At 66.4% G+C, this 19,513-nt stretch carries 20 protein-coding genes; 7 read left to right on the top strand and 13 right to left on the bottom strand.

The annotated features are described in order from the left end of the window. Positions 1–28: 28 nt before the first annotated feature. The 6 genes from G7Z99_RS14510 to G7Z99_RS14485 form a co-directional block, all read right to left on the bottom strand. Positions 29–1,126, bottom strand: a complete 1,098-nt coding sequence (locus G7Z99_RS14510; RefSeq protein WP_181094936.1) for a M42 family peptidase — start codon at positions 1,124–1,126, stop codon at positions 29–31. A gap of 29 nt (positions 1,127–1,155) precedes the next feature. Next, positions 1,156–1,824, bottom strand: coding sequence for an SOS response-associated peptidase family protein (locus G7Z99_RS14505; protein WP_181094935.1), 669 nt, complete (start codon positions 1,822–1,824; stop codon positions 1,156–1,158). Positions 1,825–2,179: 355 nt separating this feature from the next. Continuing rightward, positions 2,180–3,064 (bottom strand): LysR family transcriptional regulator, encoded by an 885-nt coding sequence (locus tag G7Z99_RS14500; protein WP_181094933.1) that lies wholly within the window; start codon positions 3,062–3,064, stop codon positions 2,180–2,182. Between the two features lie 79 nt (positions 3,065–3,143). After that, positions 3,144–4,043, bottom strand: a complete 900-nt coding sequence (locus tag G7Z99_RS14495) for a bestrophin family protein (RefSeq protein ID WP_181094931.1) — start codon at positions 4,041–4,043, stop codon at positions 3,144–3,146. Positions 4,044–4,064: 21 nt separating this feature from the next. Then, positions 4,065–5,069: a GTP 3',8-cyclase MoaA gene (gene moaA, locus G7Z99_RS14490; RefSeq protein ID WP_181094929.1), complete on the bottom strand. Its 1,005-nt coding sequence runs from the start codon at positions 5,067–5,069 to the stop codon at positions 4,065–4,067. A 131-nt stretch (positions 5,070–5,200) separates the two neighbouring features. Continuing rightward, positions 5,201–5,659: an Lrp/AsnC family transcriptional regulator gene (locus tag G7Z99_RS14485; RefSeq protein ID WP_181094927.1), complete on the bottom strand. Its 459-nt coding sequence runs from the start codon at positions 5,657–5,659 to the stop codon at positions 5,201–5,203. A 171-nt stretch (positions 5,660–5,830) separates the two neighbouring features. On the opposite strand from G7Z99_RS14485, the gene G7Z99_RS14480 reads away from it, so the two are divergent. The 4 genes from G7Z99_RS14480 to G7Z99_RS14465 are packed head-to-tail and all read left to right on the top strand — an operon-like array spanning position 5,831 to position 9,401. Then, positions 5,831–7,006, top strand: a complete 1,176-nt coding sequence (locus G7Z99_RS14480; protein ID WP_181094925.1) for a trans-sulfuration enzyme family protein — start codon at positions 5,831–5,833, stop codon at positions 7,004–7,006. A gap of 9 nt (positions 7,007–7,015) precedes the next feature. After that, complete coding sequence (locus G7Z99_RS14475; RefSeq protein ID WP_181094923.1) at positions 7,016–7,786, top strand: 5-oxoprolinase subunit PxpA; 771 nt, start codon at positions 7,016–7,018, stop codon at positions 7,784–7,786. Then, positions 7,783–8,478: a 5-oxoprolinase subunit PxpB gene (gene pxpB, locus G7Z99_RS14470; protein WP_181094921.1), complete on the top strand. Its 696-nt coding sequence runs from the start codon at positions 7,783–7,785 to the stop codon at positions 8,476–8,478. Before G7Z99_RS14475 ends, pxpB begins: the two co-directional genes overlap by 4 nt. Beyond that, positions 8,475–9,401, top strand: a complete 927-nt coding sequence (locus tag G7Z99_RS14465; RefSeq protein WP_181094919.1) for a 5-oxoprolinase subunit C family protein — start codon at positions 8,475–8,477, stop codon at positions 9,399–9,401. Before pxpB ends, G7Z99_RS14465 begins: the two co-directional genes overlap by 4 nt. A gap of 337 nt (positions 9,402–9,738) precedes the next feature. Here G7Z99_RS14465 and G7Z99_RS14460 read toward each other — a convergent pair whose 3' ends face one another. The 3 genes from G7Z99_RS14460 to G7Z99_RS14450 all read right to left on the bottom strand — a co-directional run bounded on the left by G7Z99_RS14460 (position 9,739) and on the right by G7Z99_RS14450 (position 13,246). After that, a complete protein-coding gene (locus G7Z99_RS14460; protein ID WP_181094917.1) occupies positions 9,739–10,917 on the bottom strand; it encodes a vWA domain-containing protein in 1,179 nt (392 codons plus the stop codon). 13 nt (positions 10,918–10,930) lie between these two features. Beyond that, positions 10,931–11,776 carry an AAA family ATPase gene (locus tag G7Z99_RS14455; RefSeq protein ID WP_181094915.1) on the bottom strand — a complete coding sequence of 282 codons (846 nt, stop codon included), beginning with the start codon at positions 11,774–11,776 and terminating at the stop codon, positions 10,931–10,933. A 396-nt stretch (positions 11,777–12,172) separates the two neighbouring features. Continuing rightward, positions 12,173–13,246 carry a DUF748 domain-containing protein gene (locus G7Z99_RS14450; protein ID WP_181094913.1) on the bottom strand — a complete coding sequence of 358 codons (1,074 nt, stop codon included), beginning with the start codon at positions 13,244–13,246 and terminating at the stop codon, positions 12,173–12,175. A 124-nt stretch (positions 13,247–13,370) separates the two neighbouring features. Between G7Z99_RS14450 and cysK the strand changes: the two genes are divergently transcribed. Then, the gene (gene cysK / locus G7Z99_RS14445) at positions 13,371–14,345 is read left to right on the top strand and encodes a cysteine synthase A (RefSeq protein WP_181094910.1); all 975 of its coding nucleotides are present in this window, start codon (positions 13,371–13,373) and stop codon (positions 14,343–14,345) included. A 202-nt stretch (positions 14,346–14,547) separates the two neighbouring features. Then, positions 14,548–15,483 carry an aspartyl/asparaginyl beta-hydroxylase domain-containing protein gene (locus tag G7Z99_RS14440; RefSeq protein ID WP_181094909.1) on the top strand — a complete coding sequence of 312 codons (936 nt, stop codon included), beginning with the start codon at positions 14,548–14,550 and terminating at the stop codon, positions 15,481–15,483. Between the two features lie 80 nt (positions 15,484–15,563). Here the strand turns inward: G7Z99_RS14440 and G7Z99_RS14435 are convergent, their stop codons facing one another. The 3 genes from G7Z99_RS14435 to G7Z99_RS14425 all read right to left on the bottom strand — a co-directional run bounded on the left by G7Z99_RS14435 (position 15,564) and on the right by G7Z99_RS14425 (position 18,143). Then, positions 15,564–16,010, bottom strand: coding sequence for a DUF4259 domain-containing protein (locus G7Z99_RS14435; RefSeq protein WP_181094907.1), 447 nt, complete (start codon positions 16,008–16,010; stop codon positions 15,564–15,566). 139 nt (positions 16,011–16,149) lie between these two features. After that, complete coding sequence (locus G7Z99_RS14430; protein ID WP_181094905.1) at positions 16,150–17,028, bottom strand: DMT family transporter; 879 nt, start codon at positions 17,026–17,028, stop codon at positions 16,150–16,152. A gap of 242 nt (positions 17,029–17,270) precedes the next feature. Further along, the gene (locus G7Z99_RS14425; protein WP_181094904.1) at positions 17,271–18,143 is read right to left on the bottom strand and encodes a DUF6279 family lipoprotein; all 873 of its coding nucleotides are present in this window, start codon (positions 18,141–18,143) and stop codon (positions 17,271–17,273) included. Positions 18,144–18,269: 126 nt separating this feature from the next. Between G7Z99_RS14425 and G7Z99_RS14420 the strand changes: the two genes are divergently transcribed. Beyond that, a complete protein-coding gene (locus G7Z99_RS14420; RefSeq protein ID WP_181094902.1) occupies positions 18,270–19,106 on the top strand; it encodes a CvfB family protein in 837 nt (278 codons plus the stop codon). On the opposite strand, the gene G7Z99_RS14415 is transcribed toward G7Z99_RS14420, so the two are convergent. Then, entirely contained in the window at positions 19,107–19,487 is a 381-nt protein-coding gene (locus tag G7Z99_RS14415; RefSeq protein WP_181094900.1) for a hypothetical protein, read from the bottom strand. Between the last annotated feature and the right edge of the window lie 26 nt (positions 19,488–19,513).

Raw genomic sequence — 19,513 nt, 5'->3', positions numbered from 1 at the left:
TTTCGGGATGGGTGTCTGGGTGTGAGGCCTAGCGCGCAGGGTCGTTCGACCGGGGCGACCGATCGGCTCTTTCGAGCGCTGGGTCCAGCAGGAACGTGGCCAGGGTCTCGGCGCAGGCCTGGATACCGCGCTCGTGAATGATCTCGAAACCATGGGTGTTGTCGGTGGGGATGGCCAGGCACCCGGCGCGCGCCGCGATGCCGCTGCTCATGACGGCGCTGGCGTCCGAGGCGAAGTCCACCAGCAGCGCCGCCTGGGGCGCATAGCCGGCCCGGCGTGCAGCCCGCATCAGCGAGGTGACCACGGCCGGGGTGTAGTAGCCTTTCTGGTCGCCGGTGTTGACGATGGGGTCGGCACTCAGACGTGTGCCGTACTCCTCCAGCACAGGGCCTACCTCCAACGCGAGCGTGGTATCGCCTGGCAACCGCGCGGCGGCGTACATGGCGCCCGCGTTGGACTCTTCCTCCAGCGTGGTGAGCACGAACCAGACGTCTTGCTGCAGTGCACCGCGTTGCGCACGGACCAGGACTGCCGCCTCGATCGCCGCGACCAGGGGCGCGCGGTCGTCCATGAAGTGCGCCGCGATGGCGTCGTTGACGCGAAACGGTTGGCGCCAGTGTCGGCTGAGGACCACCCGTGTGCCGGGCCTCACGCCCATGGCCTGTAGCTCACGCTCGCTGCGACGGGTCACGATGTGGACGTCGTTCCAGTGCACATCGCCCGAAAGCACGTCACGTCCTGTGGGGGTCGCCTGAGAGGCATGCATCGACCCGTAGGACAGCACGCCCGGCAGGCGCTGTTCGTCGCCCAGGATCTCCACGGGGCAGGCGCCGAAGCAGATCGGCTGCGCACCGCCCAGGGCCACGACCTCGAGGTTGCCGTCGGCCCGGATGCGTTTGACGATCATGGCGATTTCATCCAGGTGCGCCATGACCCGAATGCTGTCGTCAGGGTCGCTGGGATGCGCTGAACGGATGACCCCTGCGACGTTGCCAGCCCGGTCGACATGGACCTCGTCGCAATGTTCGTTCAGGGCTTCCAGGCACACGGCCCGAACATCGTCTTCCTGTCCACCAGGCCCATAGGCCACCAACAGACGCTCCAGCAATGCGACATCCCGCAACATGAAATGCGTTCTCCTGCGTGATCAGAGGTTCAACGGGCCGTCGAGGCGAACCCGCGCTTGGCCTGGAACAGGTGTTCCAGTCGATCCACCCCCAGCGCGTGGGGCAGGACGCACCGTTGAGCCTGTTCCCAGTCAAGGTCGGGGGCCAGCCACGCCTTGGCATGCGCCTCGTCGAGCACCACCAGGCGTTGCTGGCCTGCCGTATCCAGGGTCGTCACCAGGGCCAGGCCATCGCAGCCACTGGGTTCGACGCCGACATGGGCCAGGCCGGCCAGGTACAAGGGACCCGCATGGCGGGCGGTGATGTAGGCCAGTTGCCGACGGGCAGTGCCGGCGCCTTCGCTGGCCGTCTCGTACCACCCTTCGACCGGGATCAACGCGCGGCCGTCACGGCGCAGGCGAGCGTATTGTGGAGAGCGCAGCACTTGTTCCAGCGACAGCCGCGTGATCGGCGAGCGTGGCGCCATGGACCATTCGGGCGTCCAGCCCCAGCGCACGTCGCGCGTCACCGGTTGGCCGGCCCGCATGAGGATGGCCTGCACGCGCATCCTGGGTTTGACCAGGGACTCGCGTGAGGCAGGCGCGTCGGACAATGGCGCGCAGGCCCGATCAGCCTCGCTGCGTGCGTCGAGCACCGGTTGAGCGAACGGTGCAAGTGCACCTTGAACGTTGTGGGACTGAACGATGCATTCGCACATGATGGCCACCTGCTGCGAAGCGCCCGAAGCGCTCTGGAAAAGGGGTGCCGCCCGTGCTCGCCGGGTCGGCTTGTAAGGATTCCGAAAGGCAGAGGCGGGGCAACGTTCAGGTGGACGGCTGCCAGTCCCGATGAATGGCAGGATGGGCAGTGTGGTGGGGAACAAGGTGGACGTCGTCGAACAAAACGCTTGAACGCGTAAGGCCTCGACGTGTTTCAGGAAACGTTCATGGACGACCGTTCGTCATCCTTTCGGACTTCTCTCGACGACCCTCGGGTCAATGCTTGCGAGGTATCCCTCCCTTACCTTTTCGACCCGCCAGCGTGCGGGTTTTTTTTGCCTGCAGGGTGGCCGTTCAGGGCGCGAACCAGTCGCGCGCCCGCAGGAAGCACTGCTCGGCGATCGCCGAACGCGGTTCGCTGCGCCGTTGCAGCAGCCCCAGCGGGCTGTGGATGCTGGCGTCGTCGATCGGCACGATGCGCAGGTGTTCGCTCAGACGCTCCAAGCCGCAGCCCAGTGGCATGACGGCGCAGCAAAGCCCGGCATCGATCGCCTGCAGCACGTGGAAGGTGGAATCGCTTTCCAGCACGGCCAGCGGGTGCAGGCCGCGGCTTCTGAAGCTCAGGTCCAGCGACTGGCGGTAGTGCATGCCCTGGCTCAGCTGGCCCAGCGGCAGGGGCGCGAGGTCTTCCCAGCGCAGCGCCGCCTGATCGAACTGGAAATGCCGGGTGTCATGCAGCAGGCCCATGGTCGTCGTGCCCAGCTCGAGCACCTCGAAGAAGCTCGTGTCGACCTGATCCAGGTAGCACAGCCCCAGGTCCAGCTGGTTGCGGCTCAGGCCGTCGATGATCTGTTCGGAGCTGAGGGCCGACAGCTCGAAGCGCAGTTCGGGGTAGTGCTCACGCAACGGCCGCAGCAGGGTCATGGTGTCGAAACTGGACAGCGGCACCGTGCCCAGGCGCAGGCGGCCGACCACCTGGCCGCGGCAGCTGGCGGCCTCGGCCTGCAGCCCATCGTGCGCCGCCATCAGCGTACGGGCCCAGGCCAGTACGCGTTCGCCGGCTTCGGTGAAGCCCTCGAAGCGCTGCCCGCGTTCGACCAGCACCAGGTCCAGCTCCTCCTCGAGGTTGCGCAGGCGCATCGACAGGGTCGGCTGGGTCACGTGGCAGAGCGCGGCGGCCTGACCGAAATGCCGGGTCTGGTCGAGGGCGATGAGAAACTTCAGTTGCTTGATGTCCATGCCGGGGCCTGGTGAAGGGGCGTGCGCCGACCTTAACCAAGTCCGCCGTGCCTGGCCAATCTTTGTCGTGCCTGGCGCGTCAGCTCAGCACATGCCCGCGCGGCGCCAGCGGTTCGGGCAAGGGCGTCTGGCCCAGCGCCGCCAGGATGTCGCGCTCGACGGTCCGCACCAGCGCGTCGGTGGCCAGGTCGTTCTCTTCGTGCCCGAACGGGTCTTCCAGCTCGTTGCCGATCGCATCCAGGCCGAAGAAGGTGTAGCTCACCAGCAGGGTGAACAGCGGTGCCAGCCAGCCCAGCGGTTCGGCCAGGGCGAAGGGCAGTAGCAGGCAGAAGATGTAGATGGTGCGGTGCAGCAGCAACGTGTAGGGAAAGGGCAGGGGCGTGTGCTTGAGGCGCTCGCAGGTGGCCTGGACCTCGCTCAAGCCCACCAGGCGCTGTTCGAGCACGGTGTAGCGCCATTCGCTTATCTGCCCCTGCCGAGCCAGTTGCGAGCATCGCTCACCGACCGCTTGCAGGATGCCGTCGCACAGGTTGTGCGGGCTGGGGCGAGCCTGGACCGGCAGCCAGGCGACCGCGGCACGGGCCGGGTCTTCGCCACGCAGCCCGGCGTTGAGGGCGTGGGCGAAGCCACACAGGCTGCGCAGCACGTCGGCGCGTACCTGGGGTACCTCGATCACGACGCTTTCACGCACGAACGAGCGCGTCTCGATCAAGAGCCGACCCCAGGCCTTGCGCCCTTCCCACCAGCGGTCGTAGCAGGCCGTGTTGCGAAAGCTCATGAAGATCGATAACGACAGCCCCAGCAGGGTGAATGGTGTGGCGCTGACGGGATAGAACAGGGCGGGGTAGCGCTGCTCGACCAGCACGATCAGCGCCGCCAGCGCGGTCACCAGCAGGCAGCGGCCGGCGATGCGCTTGACGATCGAGCCCTTCAGGGTGAACAGCACCCGCAGCAGGTTGACGCGTGGTGGAACGATCATGGCACTCCCGAGGCGACGCGATCAGCCGCCGGTCATGTTCATGAAACGCAGGATCTGCACTTCGCCGCCGACCTCGAAGTGGTGCCGGTACGGCTTGAGCTGCACCGCCTTGCGGATGGCCTGTTCGAGGCGTTCGCTGTCGCCGGGGTGCGCACGCAGCACCTGCTTGAGGTCGAGCGAGTGCTCGTTGCCCAGGCACAGCAGCAGACGGCCTTCGACGGTCAGGCGCACGCGGTTGCAGGTGGCGCAGAAGTTGTGGCTGTGGGGGGAAATGAAACCGACCCGGGTATTGGGCGCCTCGGCCAGGCGCCAGTAGCGCGCCGGGCCCAGCGAGGACTCGGCCGATTCGATCAGGGTGAAGTGCCGGGCCAGCTGCGCGCGCACCTCGTCGCTGGAGCAATAGGACTCGCCACGCTCGTGTTCGCTGATCACCCCCAGCGGCATCTCTTCGATGAACGAGATGTCCAGCTCACGGGCGATGGCAAACCGCACCAGGTCCACGATCTCGTCGTCGTTACGGCCCTTGAGCACCACGCAGTTGAGCTTGGTGCGGCGAAAGCCGGCGGCGCGTGCCGCGTCGATGCCGTCGATGACCTGGTACAGGTCGCCGGTACGGGTCAAGGCGCGGAAGCGCTCGGGGTCGAGGCTGTCGAGGCTGATGTTGAGCCGCGTGACCCCGGCGTCGAACAGCGGCTGGGCCAGGCGTCCGAGCTGGGAACCATTGCTGGTCAGGCACAGCTCGCGCAGGCCGGGCAGGCTGGCGATGCGGCCACAGAGGTCGACGATGCCCTGGCGTACCAGCGGCTCGCCGCCGGTCAGGCGGATCTTGCGCGTGCCCAGCGCGACGAAGCGCTCGGCGACCTGGTAGAGCTCTTCGAGAGTAAGAATGCGTTGTCGCGGCAGAAACTGCATGTCTTCGGCCATGCAGTAGACACAGCGAAAGTCACAGCGGTCGGTGACCGACATGCGCAGGTAGTCGATTTTCCGGTCGTAACCGTCGATCAGGGGCGAGCTGTGCGATTCCACGTCTATGCCTGAGTGCTGGGCGCTTGGGCGCCGTGTCTGAAAACCAACCTATCGCCGGTACGAGGGTGCGTCAAATTGCTTTTGCCGACCGACCGATCAGCCTGCTCTATCACGACGGCCCGGAGGGCGATTCAGCGCCGCACGGGCAGCGCCGTGGTGAACTTCATCTGTTCCATGGCAAAGCACGACGTGATGTTGGACAACCCGTCGGTGTGGGTGATCAGTTTCTTGTAGAAACGATCGTAGGCGGCCACGTCGGCCACCACCACGCGCAGCAGGTAGTCCCAGTCGCCGGCCATGCGGTAGCACTCCATGACCTCTTCGTAGGCGATCACCGTCTCGGCGAAGTGCGCCAGCCAGTCGCTGTCGTGGCGCTGGGTCTTGAGCTGGAGAAACACAGTCAGGCCCAGGTTGAGCAAGGCCGGATCGAGCAGGGCAACGCGCTGGCGGATGTAGCCGTCCTCCTCGAGACGCTTGACCCGCTTCCAGCAGGGCGTGGTCGACAGGTTGACCGCCTCGGCCAGGTCCTTGATCGACATCGAGGCGTCGCGTTGCAGCAGGGTGAGGATGTGCTGGTCGTAGCTGTCCATGGGTAGGCGGCAGGGTCGCTGAGGGAGCTGTCGAGACTAGCCAAATGACGGCGCAGGGACCAGCGCTTTCGCTGCGGGCCCCGGACCGGCCGCGCAGGGCCTGTACCTCACACGCTTCCCGGAATATGCCATAGTGAATCCCTCGACCGCTGATCCGCCACAGGCCCGACCATGTCCGACAAGCCCCGTCACTTCGCCACCCGTACGCTGCATGCCGGCCATCCGTATCGCGTCGCCGACAACGCCATCGTTCCGCCGATCGTCACGGCCAGCTCGTTCACCAAGCGCAGCCTCGACGAGCACCCTGACTACGCCTACAGCCGCGTGAGCAACCCGACCCGCGACGCCTATGAACGCTGCGTGGCGGCCCTGGAGGAGGGCGCTGGCGCGGTCGCCTGCGCCTCGGGGGTGAACGCCACGGCCACGGTGCTCGAGCTGCTGCCCAAGGACGCCCACGTCATCGTGATGCGGGGCGTCTACGGTGGCACTTTCCGGCTGATGGAGGACTACCGCGCCCACACCAGCGGTCTGACCACCCGCTACGTCGACCTGAACGACCTGCAGGCCGTGGCCGCAGCGATCCAGCCGAACACCGGCCTGATCTGGATCGAGTCGCCCACCAACCCGCTGCTGCAACTGGTCGACATCCAGGCCCTGTGCGACCTGGCGCGCGCCCGTGGCGTGCTCACCTGCATCGACAACACCTTCTGCTCGCCCTGGAACCAGCAGCCGATTCGCCTGGGCGTGGACCTGGTCATGCACTCGGCGAGCAAGTACATCGGCGGCCACTCCGACCTGATCGGCGGCCTGGTGGTGGCCGCGAACGACACGCTGCTGGCACGGTTGCGCAAGATCAGCATGGCCGTCGGCGCGATCCAGGGCCCGTTCGACTGCTACCTGGCATTGCGCGGCCTGAAGACCCTCGACGTGCGCCTTGAGCGTCAGTGCGCCAATGCGTTGAAGGTGGCGCAGTTCCTCGAGGCTCATCCCCAGGTCGAGCAGGTGTTCTACCCCGGCTTGCCGAGCCACCCCCAGCATGCCCTCTGCCAGCGGCAGATGCGTGCAGGCGGTGCGGTGGTCGCGCTGCGAGTCAAGGGCGGCCGCGCGGGCGCCGAACAGGTGGTCCGGCGGCTGTCGATCTTCGTGCTGGCCGACTCGCTCGGCGGCGTCGAAAGCATGATCAACCATGCCTGGACCATGTCGCACAATTCCCTGAGCCCCGAGCAGAAGCAGCAGATGGGCATCGGCGAAGACCTGCTGCGCCTGTCGGTCGGCGTGGAGGACGCGCGCGACCTGATCGACGACCTCGACCAGGCCCTGGTGGCCGTCGACGCCACCCCTGCCTGACGCCTGCACATGACCAAGGAGCCTGCGGTGCCACGACTGTTATTGAACTGCGACATGGGGGAAAGCTTCGGCGCCTGGCACATGGGCCTGGACGCCGAGGTCATGCCCTACATCGACTGCGCCAACATTGCCTGCGGCTACCACGCCGGCGACCCGAGCGTCATGCGCCGCACCGTGGCCCTGGCGCTGGCCCACGGGGTGACCATCGGCGCGCACCCGGCCTACCCGGACCTGGTCGGCTTCGGCCGGCGCAGCCTGGCCTGCGACGCCGACGAGCTGCGCGACCTGCTGCACTACCAGATCGGTGCGCTCGACGGGATCTGCAAGGCGGCCGGCACCCGGGTGGCCTACGTCAAGCCCCATGGCGCGCTGTACAACGACATGATGGCCAACCCCGAGACCTTGCGCGTGGTCATGCAGGCCGTGGGCGCCTATGACCGCGACCTGCCGCTGATGCTGATGGCCACCGCCGACGATCGGGCAGCCCAGGCGCTGGGCGACACGCTGGGCATGACCCTGTGGTTCGAGGCGTTCGCCGACCGTGCCTACACCGCCAGCGGGCACCTGCGCTCGCGTCGCCTGCCGAATGCGGTGCACCATGACCCGGCCCGGGTCGTCGAGCAGGCCGTGCGCCTGGCGCGGGGCGAGTGCCTGGACGCCGACGATGGCAGCGCGCTGCGCCTGGCGGCCCGCACCCTGTGCGTGCACGGCGACAATGCCGGCTCCGTGGCCGCGGTGCGTCAGATCCGTGAAGCGCTCGACGCACTGGAGCAGGCATGACGCCGCGTCTCGAGGTGGTCGCCGTCGACACCTTCATGGTGCGCCTGTTCGAGCGCATCGACCCGGACAACATGCCCTGGCTGCTGGCGGCCACGCGGCAGGTGTCCACGGTACTGGCCGCGCATGTGATCGACCTGGTGCCTTCTTATACCACCCTCATGATCCAGACCGACCTGCCGCCCACCCAGGCGCGTCGCTTGATCGAGCAGGCACTCAGCGACCTGCGGCCGGACGCTCAGGCCGACGGGCGTCGACACGAGGTTCCGGTGTGGTACGACCCGCAGGTCGGCCCTGAACTGGACGTGATCGCCGCTCGCGCCGGCCTGTCACGCGAGGCGGTGATCGCCCTGCACAGTGGCGCCGACTACCCTGTGTTCGCCCTGGGCTTCGCGCCTGGCTTCGGCTTCATGGGCCTGGTCGACGAACGTTTGGCCAGCCCGCGGCTTTCGACCCCGCGCCAGCGGGTGACCGCTGGCAGCGTCGGTATTGCCGAACGCCAGACCGCTGCCTACCCGGCCGTGTCACCCGGGGGCTGGAACCTCATCGGGCGCACGCCGGTGGCCTTGTTCGATCGCCACCGTGAAGGCTACAGCCTGCTGCAACCCGGTGATCGCGTACGCTTCATCGCCATCGACCATGCCCGTTTCCTGGCCCTCGGGGGCGATGACACACCGCTGGAGGCGACCCCATGAGCCGTCTGATCATCGAGGCCAGCACGCCACTGTGCCAACTGCAGGATGCCGGCCGCTTCGGCGTGCGGCACCTGGGCGTCACCCAGGGCGGGGCGCTGGACTGGGTCGCCTTGCGCTGGGCCAACTGGCTGCTGGGCAATGCCCTCGACGCAGCCGTCGTGGAGGTGACCCTGGGCGGCTTCAGCGTGCTGGCCGAAGCACCGTGCAGCCTGGCACTGGCCGGAGCCGACCTGGGGGCACGGCTCGACGACCGCCCCCTCGCGCCGTGGTCGAGCTTCACCCTGGCCCCGGGCCAACGCCTGACCTTCGAACGTCCCCGGCAAGGCGCGCGTGCCTACCTGGCAGGCCAGGGTGGCTTCCAGGCGCCCGTGGTGCTGGGCAGCAGGGCCACGGTAAGGCGCGAAGGTCTTGGCGGCCTCGACGGGCAGGGCCAGGCCTTGGCCACGGGGCAGGCGCTGTGCTGTGGCACAGGCCCTGCCGCGCATGCGACGGTACCGACGGCCTTGCGCCCGGTGTGGTCCGACACCCCTGTGCTTGACGTGGTGATGGGCGCGCAGCTGGGGGCGTTCAGCGGGACCAGCCTGTTCGAGGCCTTCAACAGCGCCTGGACGCTCGACACCCGCGCCGACCGCATGGGCGTGCGCCTGCTCGGGCCGGCGCTGGTGTACCAGGGCGAGCCGATGATCTCCGAAGGCATCCCGCTGGGCGCGGTGCAGGTGCCGCCCGACGGGCAGCCGATCGTGCTGCTCAACGATCGGCAGACGATTGGCGGCTACCCACGCCTGGGCGCGTTGACGCCGTTGGCGCTGGCGCGACTGGCACAGTGCCTGCCAGGCGAGCAGGTAAGGTTCAGGGCCGTGGTACAGACACTGGCCTGGGAGCAGCAGCAGGCATACGTGCGGCGGTGGCAAGAGGCGCAGTAGGCAGGGCAGGGCGTCGCGGGATTTACGGCCCCTGCGGGCCCGATCGCGGGCAAGCCCGCTCCCACATAGAGAGGCGACATCCTGCTGAACGCGCAGGGAGGCGATACCTGCAGAATCAGCACTGCGGTCGACCTGTGGAAGAGTCCATGGTTTCTGCCACGTGCTGATATGGGCCCTGGCAGGCACGATCGCGGCCGGGCCGCTCACCCGTAGCTACACCGCAGTGGTCAGGCGATCACGAACCTGTGGGAGCGGGCTTGCCCGCGATCGGGCCCGAAGGGGCCGCAGACCCGTCAGCCAACCCAGTCGCTTGCTGTACACGCGCCTTTGCCCCACGCTACTTGGCCAGGTAGCGCATCGCATCCTCCAGCCCTTGCAGGCTCAACGGATACATTCGCTCGCCTATCACCTCGCGCACCAGGGCATTCGATGCGCTGTAGCCCCAGGTTTCCCGCGGATAGGGGTTGATCCACACCAGCTTGCCGAACCGCTCGACGAACCGGCGCAGCCAGACGTGCCCTGCCTCCTCGTTCCAGTGCTCGACGCTGCCGCCTGGCTGGGTGATCTCGTAAGGTGCCATCGAGGCATCGCCCACGAACACCACCTTGTAGTCCTCTCCATAGGTGTGCAGCAGGTCGAAGGTCGAGACCCGCTCGACGTCACGTCGCAGGTTGTCCTTCCACAGCGTCTCGTAGACGCAGTTGTGAAAGTAATAGGACTCCAGGTGCTTGAACTCGCTCCGGCAGGCCGAGAACAGCTCCTCGCATACCCGCACGTGCGCATCCATCGAGCCGCCGATGTCGAACAGCAGCAACAGCTTCACCGTGTTGCGCCGCTCGGGGCGCATCTGGATGTTCAGCAGGCCGGCATCGCGGGCGGTCTGGTCGATGGTGCCGTCGATGTCCAGTTCCTCGGTCGCCCCGTCGCGGGCGAACTGGCGCAGGCGCCGCAGGGCCAGCTTGATCGTGCGTGTGCCCAGCTCGACCTGGGCATCGAGGTTGCGGTACTCGCGCTGCTCCCACACCTTGACCGCCTTGCCCTGCCGTTGGCCAGCATCGCCCACGCGGATGCCTTCGGGGTTGTAGCCGCCTGAACCGAACGGGCTGGTGCCACCCGTGCCGATCCATTTGTTGCCGCCTGCGTGACGTTTCTTCTGTTCGTCCAGACGCTGCTTGAAGGCCTCGATCAAGGCGTCCAGACCGCCCAGTGACTGGATCTGCGCACGTTCCTCGGCGCTGAGCGAGCGCTCGAATGCCTTGCGCAGCCATTCGTCCGGGATGAGCGCTTCCAGGTGCTCGTCGAGCCGCTCCATGCCCTGGAAGTAGGCCGAGAACGCCCGGTCGAACCTGTCGAAGTGCCGCTCGTCCTTGACCAGTACGGTCCGCGCCAGGAAATAGAAGTCGTCCATGTCGGCGAACACCACGTGCGTCTGCAGCGCCGCCATCAGGTCGAGCCATTCGCGCAGCGAGACCGGCACCTTGGCCGCGCGCAATTCGTTGAACAGCGTGAGCAGCATGGTCAGGCCCCCGTCAGCGCGGCCCGCGCCGGCTCATGAACGCCAGACGCTCGAGCAGGTGCACGTCCTGCTCGTTCTTCACCAGCGCACCGGCCAGCGGCGGGATGGCCTTGGTCGGGTCGCGCTCGCGCAGCACCGCTTCGCCAATCTCGTCGGCCATCAGCAGCTTGAGCCAATCGACCAGCTCCGAGGTCGAGGGTTTCTTCTTCAGGCCCGGGACCTTGCGCACGTCGAAGAACACGTCCAGCGCCTCGCTGACCAGCGACGGGCGGATGCCGGGGAAGTGCACGTCGACGATCCGCTGCAGGGTGGCGCGGTCCGGGAAGGCGATGTAGTGGAAGAAGCAGCGCCGCAGGAAGGCGTCCGGCAGCTCCTTCTCATTGTTCGAGGTGATGATGATGATCGGGCGATGCCGGGCCTTGATGGTCTCGCCCGTTTCGTAGACGTAGAACTCCATGCGGTCGAGTTCCTGCAACAGGTCGTTGGGGAACTCGATGTCGGCCTTGTCGATTTCGTCGATCAGCAGCACCACGCGCTCCTCGGCCTCGAACGCTTCCCAGAGCTTGCCCTTCTTCAGGTAGTTGCGCACGTCGTGGACCTTGTCCACCCCCAGCTGCGAGTCACGCAGGCGGCTGACCGCATCGTATTCGTACAGGCCTTGCTGGGCCTTGGTGGTGGACTTGATGTGCCAGGTGATCAGGCGGGTGCCGAAGGCGGTGGCCAGCTGCTCGGCGAGCAAGGTCTTGCCGGTGCCCGGTTCGCCCTTGATCAGCAACGGTCGCTGCAGGGTGATGGCGGCGTTCACGGCCAGCTTCAGGTCGTCGGTGGCGATGTAGGCGGACGTGCCTTCGAACTTCATGCAGGGCTCCTCGAGTGGCCGGCGCGCACAGGGGGCGCCTGGAATGGGTGGGCTCGACTATAGCGTGGCGACCCTGGGTGGGGAATGCCCGGGCCGGGCAGGGCGCCCCGGCAAGAGGCCGCTCCATCCGGAGCCATGCTGCAGTGGTGCAGATAATCACGGTCTCTGCGGCAGATTCTAGGGTTTCAGCCACTAGCAGATGTGGGCCCTGGCGGGCCCAATCGCGGCACTGGGGCCGCTCCTACACCCGTAGCTCCACCGCGACGTTGCAGGCTACCGCGGTCACCTGTGGGAGCGGCCCCCGCCGGGGCGCCGGACCGGCCGCGATTGGGCCCGCAGGGCCCACCAAGTCAAACGACTCCATCTCCCACGTTACCGCTACGATCCAAGCCACCTTCACGACGCCCCCGGCTTGGGCTGCTCGTACCGTGCGTTGAACGCCTTGACGAAGCCGTTGCGCAGGATCTGCAGGACCGCTTCCAGCGCACTGATGTTCTGCTGGTGCACGTTGCCGCTCAGCTCCACGCGCGTGGCGAACTGGTTCTTGGGCTGGTTCTTCAGCACACTCTCGGTGCCGCCGACCACGGCCTCCCAGACCGAGCGGAAGAAGCCTTTGTCCTTGTCCTCGACGTCCTGCTGCCAGTTGAACACGTCCACATCGCGCAGCAGCGGCTTGATGTAACCGTTCAGGCGGCCTTTCTCGGCCTGGGCCTCGATCACCAGGTCACCATGGCCGGCATTGAAGTCGAACTTGCCATAGGCGCTGGCAAAATCGTTGACCTTGCGCAACTGGATGTCCGTGGCACGCAAACGGAACTCGAAGTCGTCGAAATCGCTGAACGGGTCGAACGTCGCGGTGCTCTCGACCCGCGCGTCACCGAACAAGCGGGCCTTCGCCTCGAAGCTGGCGTCACGCCGGCCCTGCTGGTCGCGCACGTTGGTCAGGTTACGGATGCTGGCCTCCAGTTGCGTGGCCTTGAGGTTCACCTGGGGTTTGGAATTGAAGTTGCGAAAGCTCAACGTTCCCTGGTGAATGCGCACTTCGTTCAAGGTGATGGGCAGCAGCTTTTCCAGCTGCTGGCGCCAGTCGGTGCCCCGGCCGGTCTGCGAGTTCTGCCGGCTGCCGCCGTCGACGAAGTTGAGCACCGGCTGCTCGAAGGTCACCTCGGCCACCACCGCCTGGTCTTCCCACAACGCCTGCCAGCTCACCGACAGGTCGATCAGCGGCGCTTCCAGCAGGGGCACCGGGACCTTGCCGGTGGTCTTGACGATCTTCAGGCCCTTGATCTGGTAGGCACCCCGCCACCAGGCCAGGTCAACGTCCTGCACCTGGCCGCGGTACTCGCCCATGTCGGCCAGCTTGTCATTGAGGTAGTTGCGCACCAGCGAAGGCAGGGCCAGGTGCACGACCAGCAACAGCAACGCCAGGCTCAGCAGACCGACCAGTGGCCAACGGTATCGACCTTTCATCGAAGGCTCTCCAGAACAGGTAAGCGATGGACCCTGAAGGGCGGGGCGAGTTCTGGCGGGCTTTACGCTCTGGTCGGGCAGGCTTACCCTTCGGGTTTTCCCCGCACGGTTACAAGGACCTGCCATGAGCCGTATCTACGCTGACAACGCCCACTCCATCGGCAACACGCCCTTGGTGCAGATCAACCGCATCGGCCCGCGTGGGGTGACCCTGCTGGCCAAGATCGAAGGGCGCAATCCAGGCTACTCGGTCAAGTGCCGGATCGGTGCGAACATGATCTGGGAGGCCGAAACCAGCGGCAAGCTCAAGCCGGGCATGACCATCGTCGAGCCGACCTCGGGCAACACCGGCATCGGCCTGGCCTTCGTCGCCGCGGCCCGTGGCTACAAGCTGATGCTGACCATGCCGGCCTCGATGAGCCTGGAGCGGCGCAAGGTGCTCAAGGCCCTGGGTGCCGAACTGGTGCTGACCGAGCCGGCCAAGGGCATGAAAGGGGCCATCGAGAAGGCCGAGGAGCTGCTCGCCAGTGACCCGGCGCAGTACTTCATGCCCGGCCAGTTCGACAACCCGGCCAACCCGGCCATCCACGAGAAGACCACCGGCCCCGAAATCTGGAACGACACCGATGGCGCGGTGGACGTGCTGGTCGCCGGCGTCGGCACTGGCGGTACGCTGACCGGCATTTCGCGCTACATCAAGCACACCCAGGGCAAGCCGATCCTGTCGGTGGCGGTGGAGCCGATCAGCTCGCCGCTGATCACCCAGGCCCTGGCCGGTGAACCGCTCACCCCCAGCCCGCACAAGATCCAGGGCATCGGCGCCGGCTTCGTGCCGGCCAACCTGGACCTGTCGCTGGTCGATCAGGTCGAGACCGTGGGCGACGACGAAGCCAAGGCCATGGCCCGCCGCCTGATGCAGGAGGAGGGGATTCTGTGCGGCATCTCCTGCGGTGCGGCGATGGCTGCGGCAGCGCGTCTGGCCGAGAAACCCGAGATGCAGGGCAAGACGATTGTGGTGATCCTGCCCGACTCCGGCGAGCGCTACCTGTCGAGCATGCTGTTCAGCGACCTGTTCACCGAGCAGGAAATCCAGCAGTGATGCAGGCCTGACTGGCGCGTCGCCCTCGCAGGCAGACACCCGGTCATTGCGCTGGCGCAAGGCATCGGCGCCAGCGCCGGTGCATCATCGCCCGTCCGCTCGATGGCCCGGAGTGTTCTTACCGGCGCCGGATGGGTTTATGATGCACGGCTGATTTTCCAGGCAGGCTGCCATCGCCTGCCTGTTCCCGAAGGAGTGTCGCATGACCTTTTCATTCGCCGTGAAGGCGGCTGTGCTGCTGGTGTTCTTCGGCAGCGTCCTGTTCGTGCACCTGCGCGGCAAGGCGCGTCTGCCGGTGCTGCGCCAGTTCGTCAACCATTCGGCGCTGTTCGCGCCGTACAACAGTCTGATGTACCTGTTCTCCGGCGTGCCGTCCAAACCCTACCTGGACCGCAGCCGCTTCCCTGAACTGGACATCCTCAAGGACAACTGGCAAGAGATCCGCGAAGAGGCCATGCGCCTGTTCGACGAGGGCTACATCCGCGCAGCCGAGAAGGACAACGACGCCGGCTTCGGTTCGTTCTTCAAAAAGGGCTGGAAGCGGTTCTACCTGAAATGGTACGACAAGCCGCTGCCGTCGGCCGAGGCGCTGTGCCCGCGCACCGTGGAGCTGGTCAACCGCATCCCCAACGTCAAGGGCGCCATGTTCGCGCTGCTGCCCGGTGGCAGCCACCTGAACCCGCACCGTGACCCGTTCGCCGGTTCGCTGCGCTACCACCTGGGCCTGTCCACGCCCAACTCCGACCAGTGCCGGATCTACGTCGATGGCGAGCCGTATGCCTGGCGTGACGGGCAGGACGTGATGTTCGACGAGACCTTCGTGCACTGGGTCAAGAACGAGACCGACGTGACGCGCGTGATCCTGTTCTGCGATGTGGAGCGGCCACTGACCAGCCCGTTGATGACCCGTCTCAACCGCAAGGTCAGCGCCTTCCTCGGCCGCGCCACCGCACCGCAGAACACCGACGACGAACGTGTGGGCGGCATCAACCAGGCGTATGCCTGGAGCAAGCGCTTCAGCAATCGCATCAGTGGTCGCGTCAAGACGTTCAAGCGCGCCAACCCTAAGGCCTACCGCGTGCTGCGGCCGGTGCTGGCGGTGGTGGTGGCGTACCTGTTGTTCCGCTGGCTGTTCTGAATCCAGCGTGCCCGGGCAGCTTCCCTAGCGGCATCGACGCACGTGTCGAACGTGGGAAGCGGCCCTGGCCTCAGCGTCGTTCAGCGGCCCGCCTGGGCCCGACGCTGAGGTTCGACGGCCAGCCCGGCCACGCGCTCGCGCAGCGCCAGCACACCGTCGCGCCAGGCCTCGTTCTCGTCGGACTCTTCATACAGCTCGGCCAGCTCCGACGACCCGCCCAGTAGCCGGTCGATGGCCTGCAGGGCAGTGTCGTTCGACACCTGAGCATCGTGCCCGGCCTGCTCATCGAGCCACTGAGGCAAGTCTTTCTGCGCCTGAAACAGCGGCGACGGGCTGCCGCGCAGTGCGCAGAGCACCTCGATCGCCGCCAGCGCCAGCTCGGCCGACGGGGCCTCCAGGTAGTCTTCCTGCTCGACCGCGTCCTGCACGGCCTGGGTGACCAGTTCGAGGTCGCCCTTGGCGGTCAGGTCGTCGAGAAAGTCCGCTGCTTCATCATTGCCGAATGCGTGTAGTGCCCAAGTGCCCATGGTCAGTATCCCTGTCGATTCAATGTCACTGAGAGATGGCGCCAGAGGCGGTGCCGGGAGTCGCACCCTCAGGGTAGCCGCAATCGTGCGCCTGTGTATCGGCCGTGCATCACAAAACGTACCTCTCAGCGACAGTCGATTACCGTACCTTTGAAGGTTTCAACACCAACCATAGCGCCGCTGCGATCAATGCCCCACCATATGCGTGGGCCCAGGACAGCGGTTCATCCAGCAACCAGGCGCCCCACAGCACCCCGAACACCGGGATCAGGAAGGTCACGGTGCTGGCCTTGACCGGGCCGATCTCGGCCAGCAGGCGGAAGTACAGGATGTAGGCGAACGCCGTGCAGATCAGCCCCAGGCCCAGCAGCGACGACCACACCGCCCAGCCGCCCCAGTGTGCAGGTGGGTGGGTGGATACGCTCCAGGCGAACAGCGGGGTCAGCAGCAGTGTGGCGCCCAGCATGCTGCCCAGGGCCGCCAGCCGGCTGTCCAGCCCGCCCACCCAGCGGCGCGCCAGATAACCGGCAAAGCCATAGCAGGTGGTCGCGGCCAGGCAGGCCAGCGCGCCTTGCAACAGATGAGCATCGAGCGCCACCGGCCCGGCACCGCTAAGGATGCCGACGCCCAGCAGCCCGAGGAAAATGCCGCCCAGCTTGGCCAGGGTCATGGGCTCCTTGAAGCACAGCACGCCGATCAGCACGCCCATCAGCGGCGTGGTGGCGTTGAAGATGGCCGAATAGCCGGCGGGCAGCACCTGGGCGGCGACGGCATACAGGGTCGCGGGAATGCCCGAGTTGATCATGCCCAGCATGATGCACACCCCCAGCTTGCCCTCGAAGCGCCACTTCACCCCCGCCAGGCCCAGGATCAGCACCAGACCCAGACAGGCGATCGCCACGCGGAAGAAGGCTGTAGGCACGGTACCCAGCACCGGCGCGATGATCCGCATGAAGAGAAAACTGGCGCCCCAGACGGCGGCAAGGGTCAGCAAACGGGCGAGGGCGATCGGTGGCACATGGAACTCCGGCAGGATAGAGGCGCTTGGTGGCGTCGGGCCGGGAGTGTACGCGACTCCCGCCGATTGGACCGCATGCCTACCTTGGCAGACCGAGTCAATTTCTCAGGAGAAGCGGGCTCGCCCGCGATGCAGGCGGTGACGGACCGGACGCCATCACGGGCAAGCCCGCTCCAACAGGTTCTTGAGCGGTGCCCAAGCCGCACCTTACCCCCGATGATCGCCATCGTTCGAGGTATGCGTCATGCCTCCTTGAGGCACTTCAGCGCGCTGAAATCCTGCCGCACCTTGCCCAGCCGGTCCTGCAGGCGCTGGCGTTGCTCGGGCGAGCTGTCCTTGAGCAGGTCGACCACCAGGCTGCGCGCCTGGGTCTCGGTCTGATCGAACGCTTGACGGTACGCAGGCGTCCAGAGGCTGTCCTTGTGCTGCAGCAATTGCGCCATCCGGGGTGCGAAGTCCGGTGTATGGCGTTGCTCGACGGCCAACAGCAACTGGCGCTGCCACTCGGCACGGTTGGTGATCCAGGCCTGGTTCTGATCGCCCAGTGCCTGCGACCACTGCATCACGCGCTGGCGCTGCGCCGGGCTGAGCGAGCCCAGCCAAGGCTTGAGACGTTTCTCCATGCGCTCGGCACGTTCGTCGATCTGCCGTGCCAGCGGGGTGTCGACGTACTCGGCTCGCCGCTCGCGAATGTCCTTGGCGAACGCCTCGCGCAGCTCGCCCACCTGGGCGTCGCTCAGGCCTGCCAGCAACTCGGTGGCCGACGGCGTGATCGCTTCGGCGACCCGGCCGATGGCGTCACGCGCCTCCTCGGTGCGCTGGCGCAACGCCGCGTCGGTGACGGCGTTCTGGGCCACCATCGTGCGCACTCGGTCGAGCCAGTCCAGGTAGCCCGGCAACTGGGTCTGGCAATGCCACGCCAGGTGCTGGTGCAGGCGTTGGTCGAGCCAGTCCTTCTGCGTGCGGTTCATGTCCAGGTAGTCGTTGAGCGACCAGGGCACCAGGACGTCGAGGTTGCGGTAGGCCAGGTCGATGCGGCTGCAGGCCGCCAGGCTCGACAGCACGATGAGGCTCAGCAGCAGCGAGTGCAGGCGAAGCAAGAGGCGTGTGGGCATGAGCGATTCCTGGCCAAGGCATGCCCAGGTGTAGACGGACGCTGGCCAGGACGGTTCAACCACGGTTCGGGCAGTGTCCCCTGTTCGGGTGTAGAATGGCGGCCTTGTCTGGAGGATTTATCGGTTATGGCTCTGCTCGGGCGCTTCAACAGTTTGCAAATCGTGAAACATACGGACTTCGGCCTGTACCTGGACGGTGGCGCCGACGGTGAGATCCTCTTGCCGCGCCGTTACATCCCCAAGGACACCCCGACCGAAGTCGACGATTGGCTGAACGTGTTCATCTACCTCGACAGCGAGGACCAGCTGATCGCCACGACCGAAAAACCCAAGCTGCAGGTCGGCGGCTTCGCCAGCCTCAAGGTCAAGGACATCAACAACGCCGGCATCTTCCTCGACTGGGGGCTGTCCAAGGACCTGTTGATGCCGTACTCCGAAGAGCAGCGCCCGCTGAAGATCGGCGACTACTGCGTGGTGCATGCCTACCTCGACAAACGCACCCGGCGCATCACCGCCACGGCGCGCCTGGACCGCTACCTGGACCGCACGCCAGCCAGCTACACGCCGGGGCAACCGGTGCGGCTGCTGATCGCGGGCGAGACGCCGATGGGCTTCAAGGCGATCATCGAGGACCGTCACTGGGGCCTGATCCACAAGAACGAGGTGTTCAAGTTCCTGCGGTCGGGGATGCAGGAAGCCGGCTTCATCAAAGACGTGCGCAGCGACGGCAAGGTCTCGCTGAGCCTGCAGCCGGTCGGTCAGGCCCTGTCCGATGACTTGCAACAGCAGATCATGACGCGCCTGGAAGAGGCCGGTGGCACGCTGGCGGTCTCCGACAAGAGTGCCCCCGAGGTGATCAGCCAGCTGTTCGGCGTCAGCAAGGGCAACTTCAAGAAGGCCATCGGCGGCCTGTTCAAGCAGGGGCGCATCGTCATCCATGACGACCGCATCGAGCGGGCCTGATCAGGCCTGCACGAAGGGCGTGAAGTCCAGCTGCTCGCCACCGGGACGGGTGTCGCGCAGCAGGGAGTCGCGGTCGGCGCTCAAGGCCAGGCTGATGGTCGAACGGCGCTTGCCGGCGTTGCGTACTTCCATCTGCTCCTGATGCGCCCGCAGGAAATTGACCGGGACTTTCAGGTGTTGCAGGGTGTCGGTGTCCGGCGTGTGCAACAGCAGGTTGACCCAATCGGGCTGCCCCTTGCGCAACAAGGCGACCGGCACTTCGAACCACCACAGTTGACGCTTGGGGTCGAGGGCCGCGAACAAGGTGTTGTCGCGGGTGAGCACCGGGCGCGTCAGCGTTTCGTTGCGACGGGCGATGGCAGAGGGTTTGTCCAGTTTCATGCGGGGTTCCTGCGGCAAAGCGGAAG

This window comes from Pseudomonas entomophila, from assembly GCF_013523165.1.
Lineage (GTDB): Bacteria > Pseudomonadota > Gammaproteobacteria > Pseudomonadales > Pseudomonadaceae > Aquipseudomonas > Aquipseudomonas entomophila_A.
This window is presented reverse-complemented; position numbering and strand designations above follow the sequence as displayed.

Bases quoted from the DNA above. Each gene is read 5' to 3' on its own strand.
- G7Z99_RS14415 (WP_181094900.1), bottom strand. From the start codon at position 19,487: ATGAAACTGGACAAACCCTCTGCCATCGCCCGTCGCAACGAAACGCTG.
- G7Z99_RS14455 (WP_181094915.1), bottom strand. From the start codon at position 11,776: ATGAAGTTCGAAGGCACGTCCGCCTACATCGCCACCGACGACCTGAAG.
- G7Z99_RS14425 (WP_181094904.1), bottom strand. From the start codon at position 18,143: ATGCCCACACGCCTCTTGCTTCGCCTGCACTCGCTGCTGCTGAGCCTC.
- G7Z99_RS14450 (WP_181094913.1), bottom strand. From the start codon at position 13,246: ATGAAAGGTCGATACCGTTGGCCACTGGTCGGTCTGCTGAGCCTGGCG.
- G7Z99_RS14460 (WP_181094917.1), bottom strand. From the start codon at position 10,917: ATGCTGCTCACGCTGTTCAACGAATTGCGCGCGGCCAAGGTGCCGGTC.
- G7Z99_RS14440 (WP_181094909.1), top strand. From the start codon at position 14,548: ATGACCTTTTCATTCGCCGTGAAGGCGGCTGTGCTGCTGGTGTTCTTC.
- G7Z99_RS14435 (WP_181094907.1), bottom strand. From the start codon at position 16,010: ATGGGCACTTGGGCACTACACGCATTCGGCAATGATGAAGCAGCGGAC.
- G7Z99_RS14500 (WP_181094933.1), bottom strand. From the start codon at position 3,064: ATGGACATCAAGCAACTGAAGTTTCTCATCGCCCTCGACCAGACCCGG.
- G7Z99_RS14480 (WP_181094925.1), top strand. From the start codon at position 5,831: ATGTCCGACAAGCCCCGTCACTTCGCCACCCGTACGCTGCATGCCGGC.
- G7Z99_RS14420 (WP_181094902.1), top strand. From the start codon at position 18,270: ATGGCTCTGCTCGGGCGCTTCAACAGTTTGCAAATCGTGAAACATACG.
- G7Z99_RS14475 (WP_181094923.1), top strand. From the start codon at position 7,016: ATGACCAAGGAGCCTGCGGTGCCACGACTGTTATTGAACTGCGACATG.
- G7Z99_RS14485 (WP_181094927.1), bottom strand. From the start codon at position 5,659: ATGGACAGCTACGACCAGCACATCCTCACCCTGCTGCAACGCGACGCC.
- G7Z99_RS14465 (WP_181094919.1), top strand. From the start codon at position 8,475: ATGAGCCGTCTGATCATCGAGGCCAGCACGCCACTGTGCCAACTGCAG.
- cysK (WP_181094910.1), top strand. From the start codon at position 13,371: ATGAGCCGTATCTACGCTGACAACGCCCACTCCATCGGCAACACGCCC.
- G7Z99_RS14505 (WP_181094935.1), bottom strand. From the start codon at position 1,824: ATGTGCGAATGCATCGTTCAGTCCCACAACGTTCAAGGTGCACTTGCA.
- G7Z99_RS14510 (WP_181094936.1), bottom strand. From the start codon at position 1,126: ATGTTGCGGGATGTCGCATTGCTGGAGCGTCTGTTGGTGGCCTATGGG.
- pxpB (WP_181094921.1), top strand. From the start codon at position 7,783: ATGACGCCGCGTCTCGAGGTGGTCGCCGTCGACACCTTCATGGTGCGC.
- G7Z99_RS14495 (WP_181094931.1), bottom strand. From the start codon at position 4,043: ATGATCGTTCCACCACGCGTCAACCTGCTGCGGGTGCTGTTCACCCTG.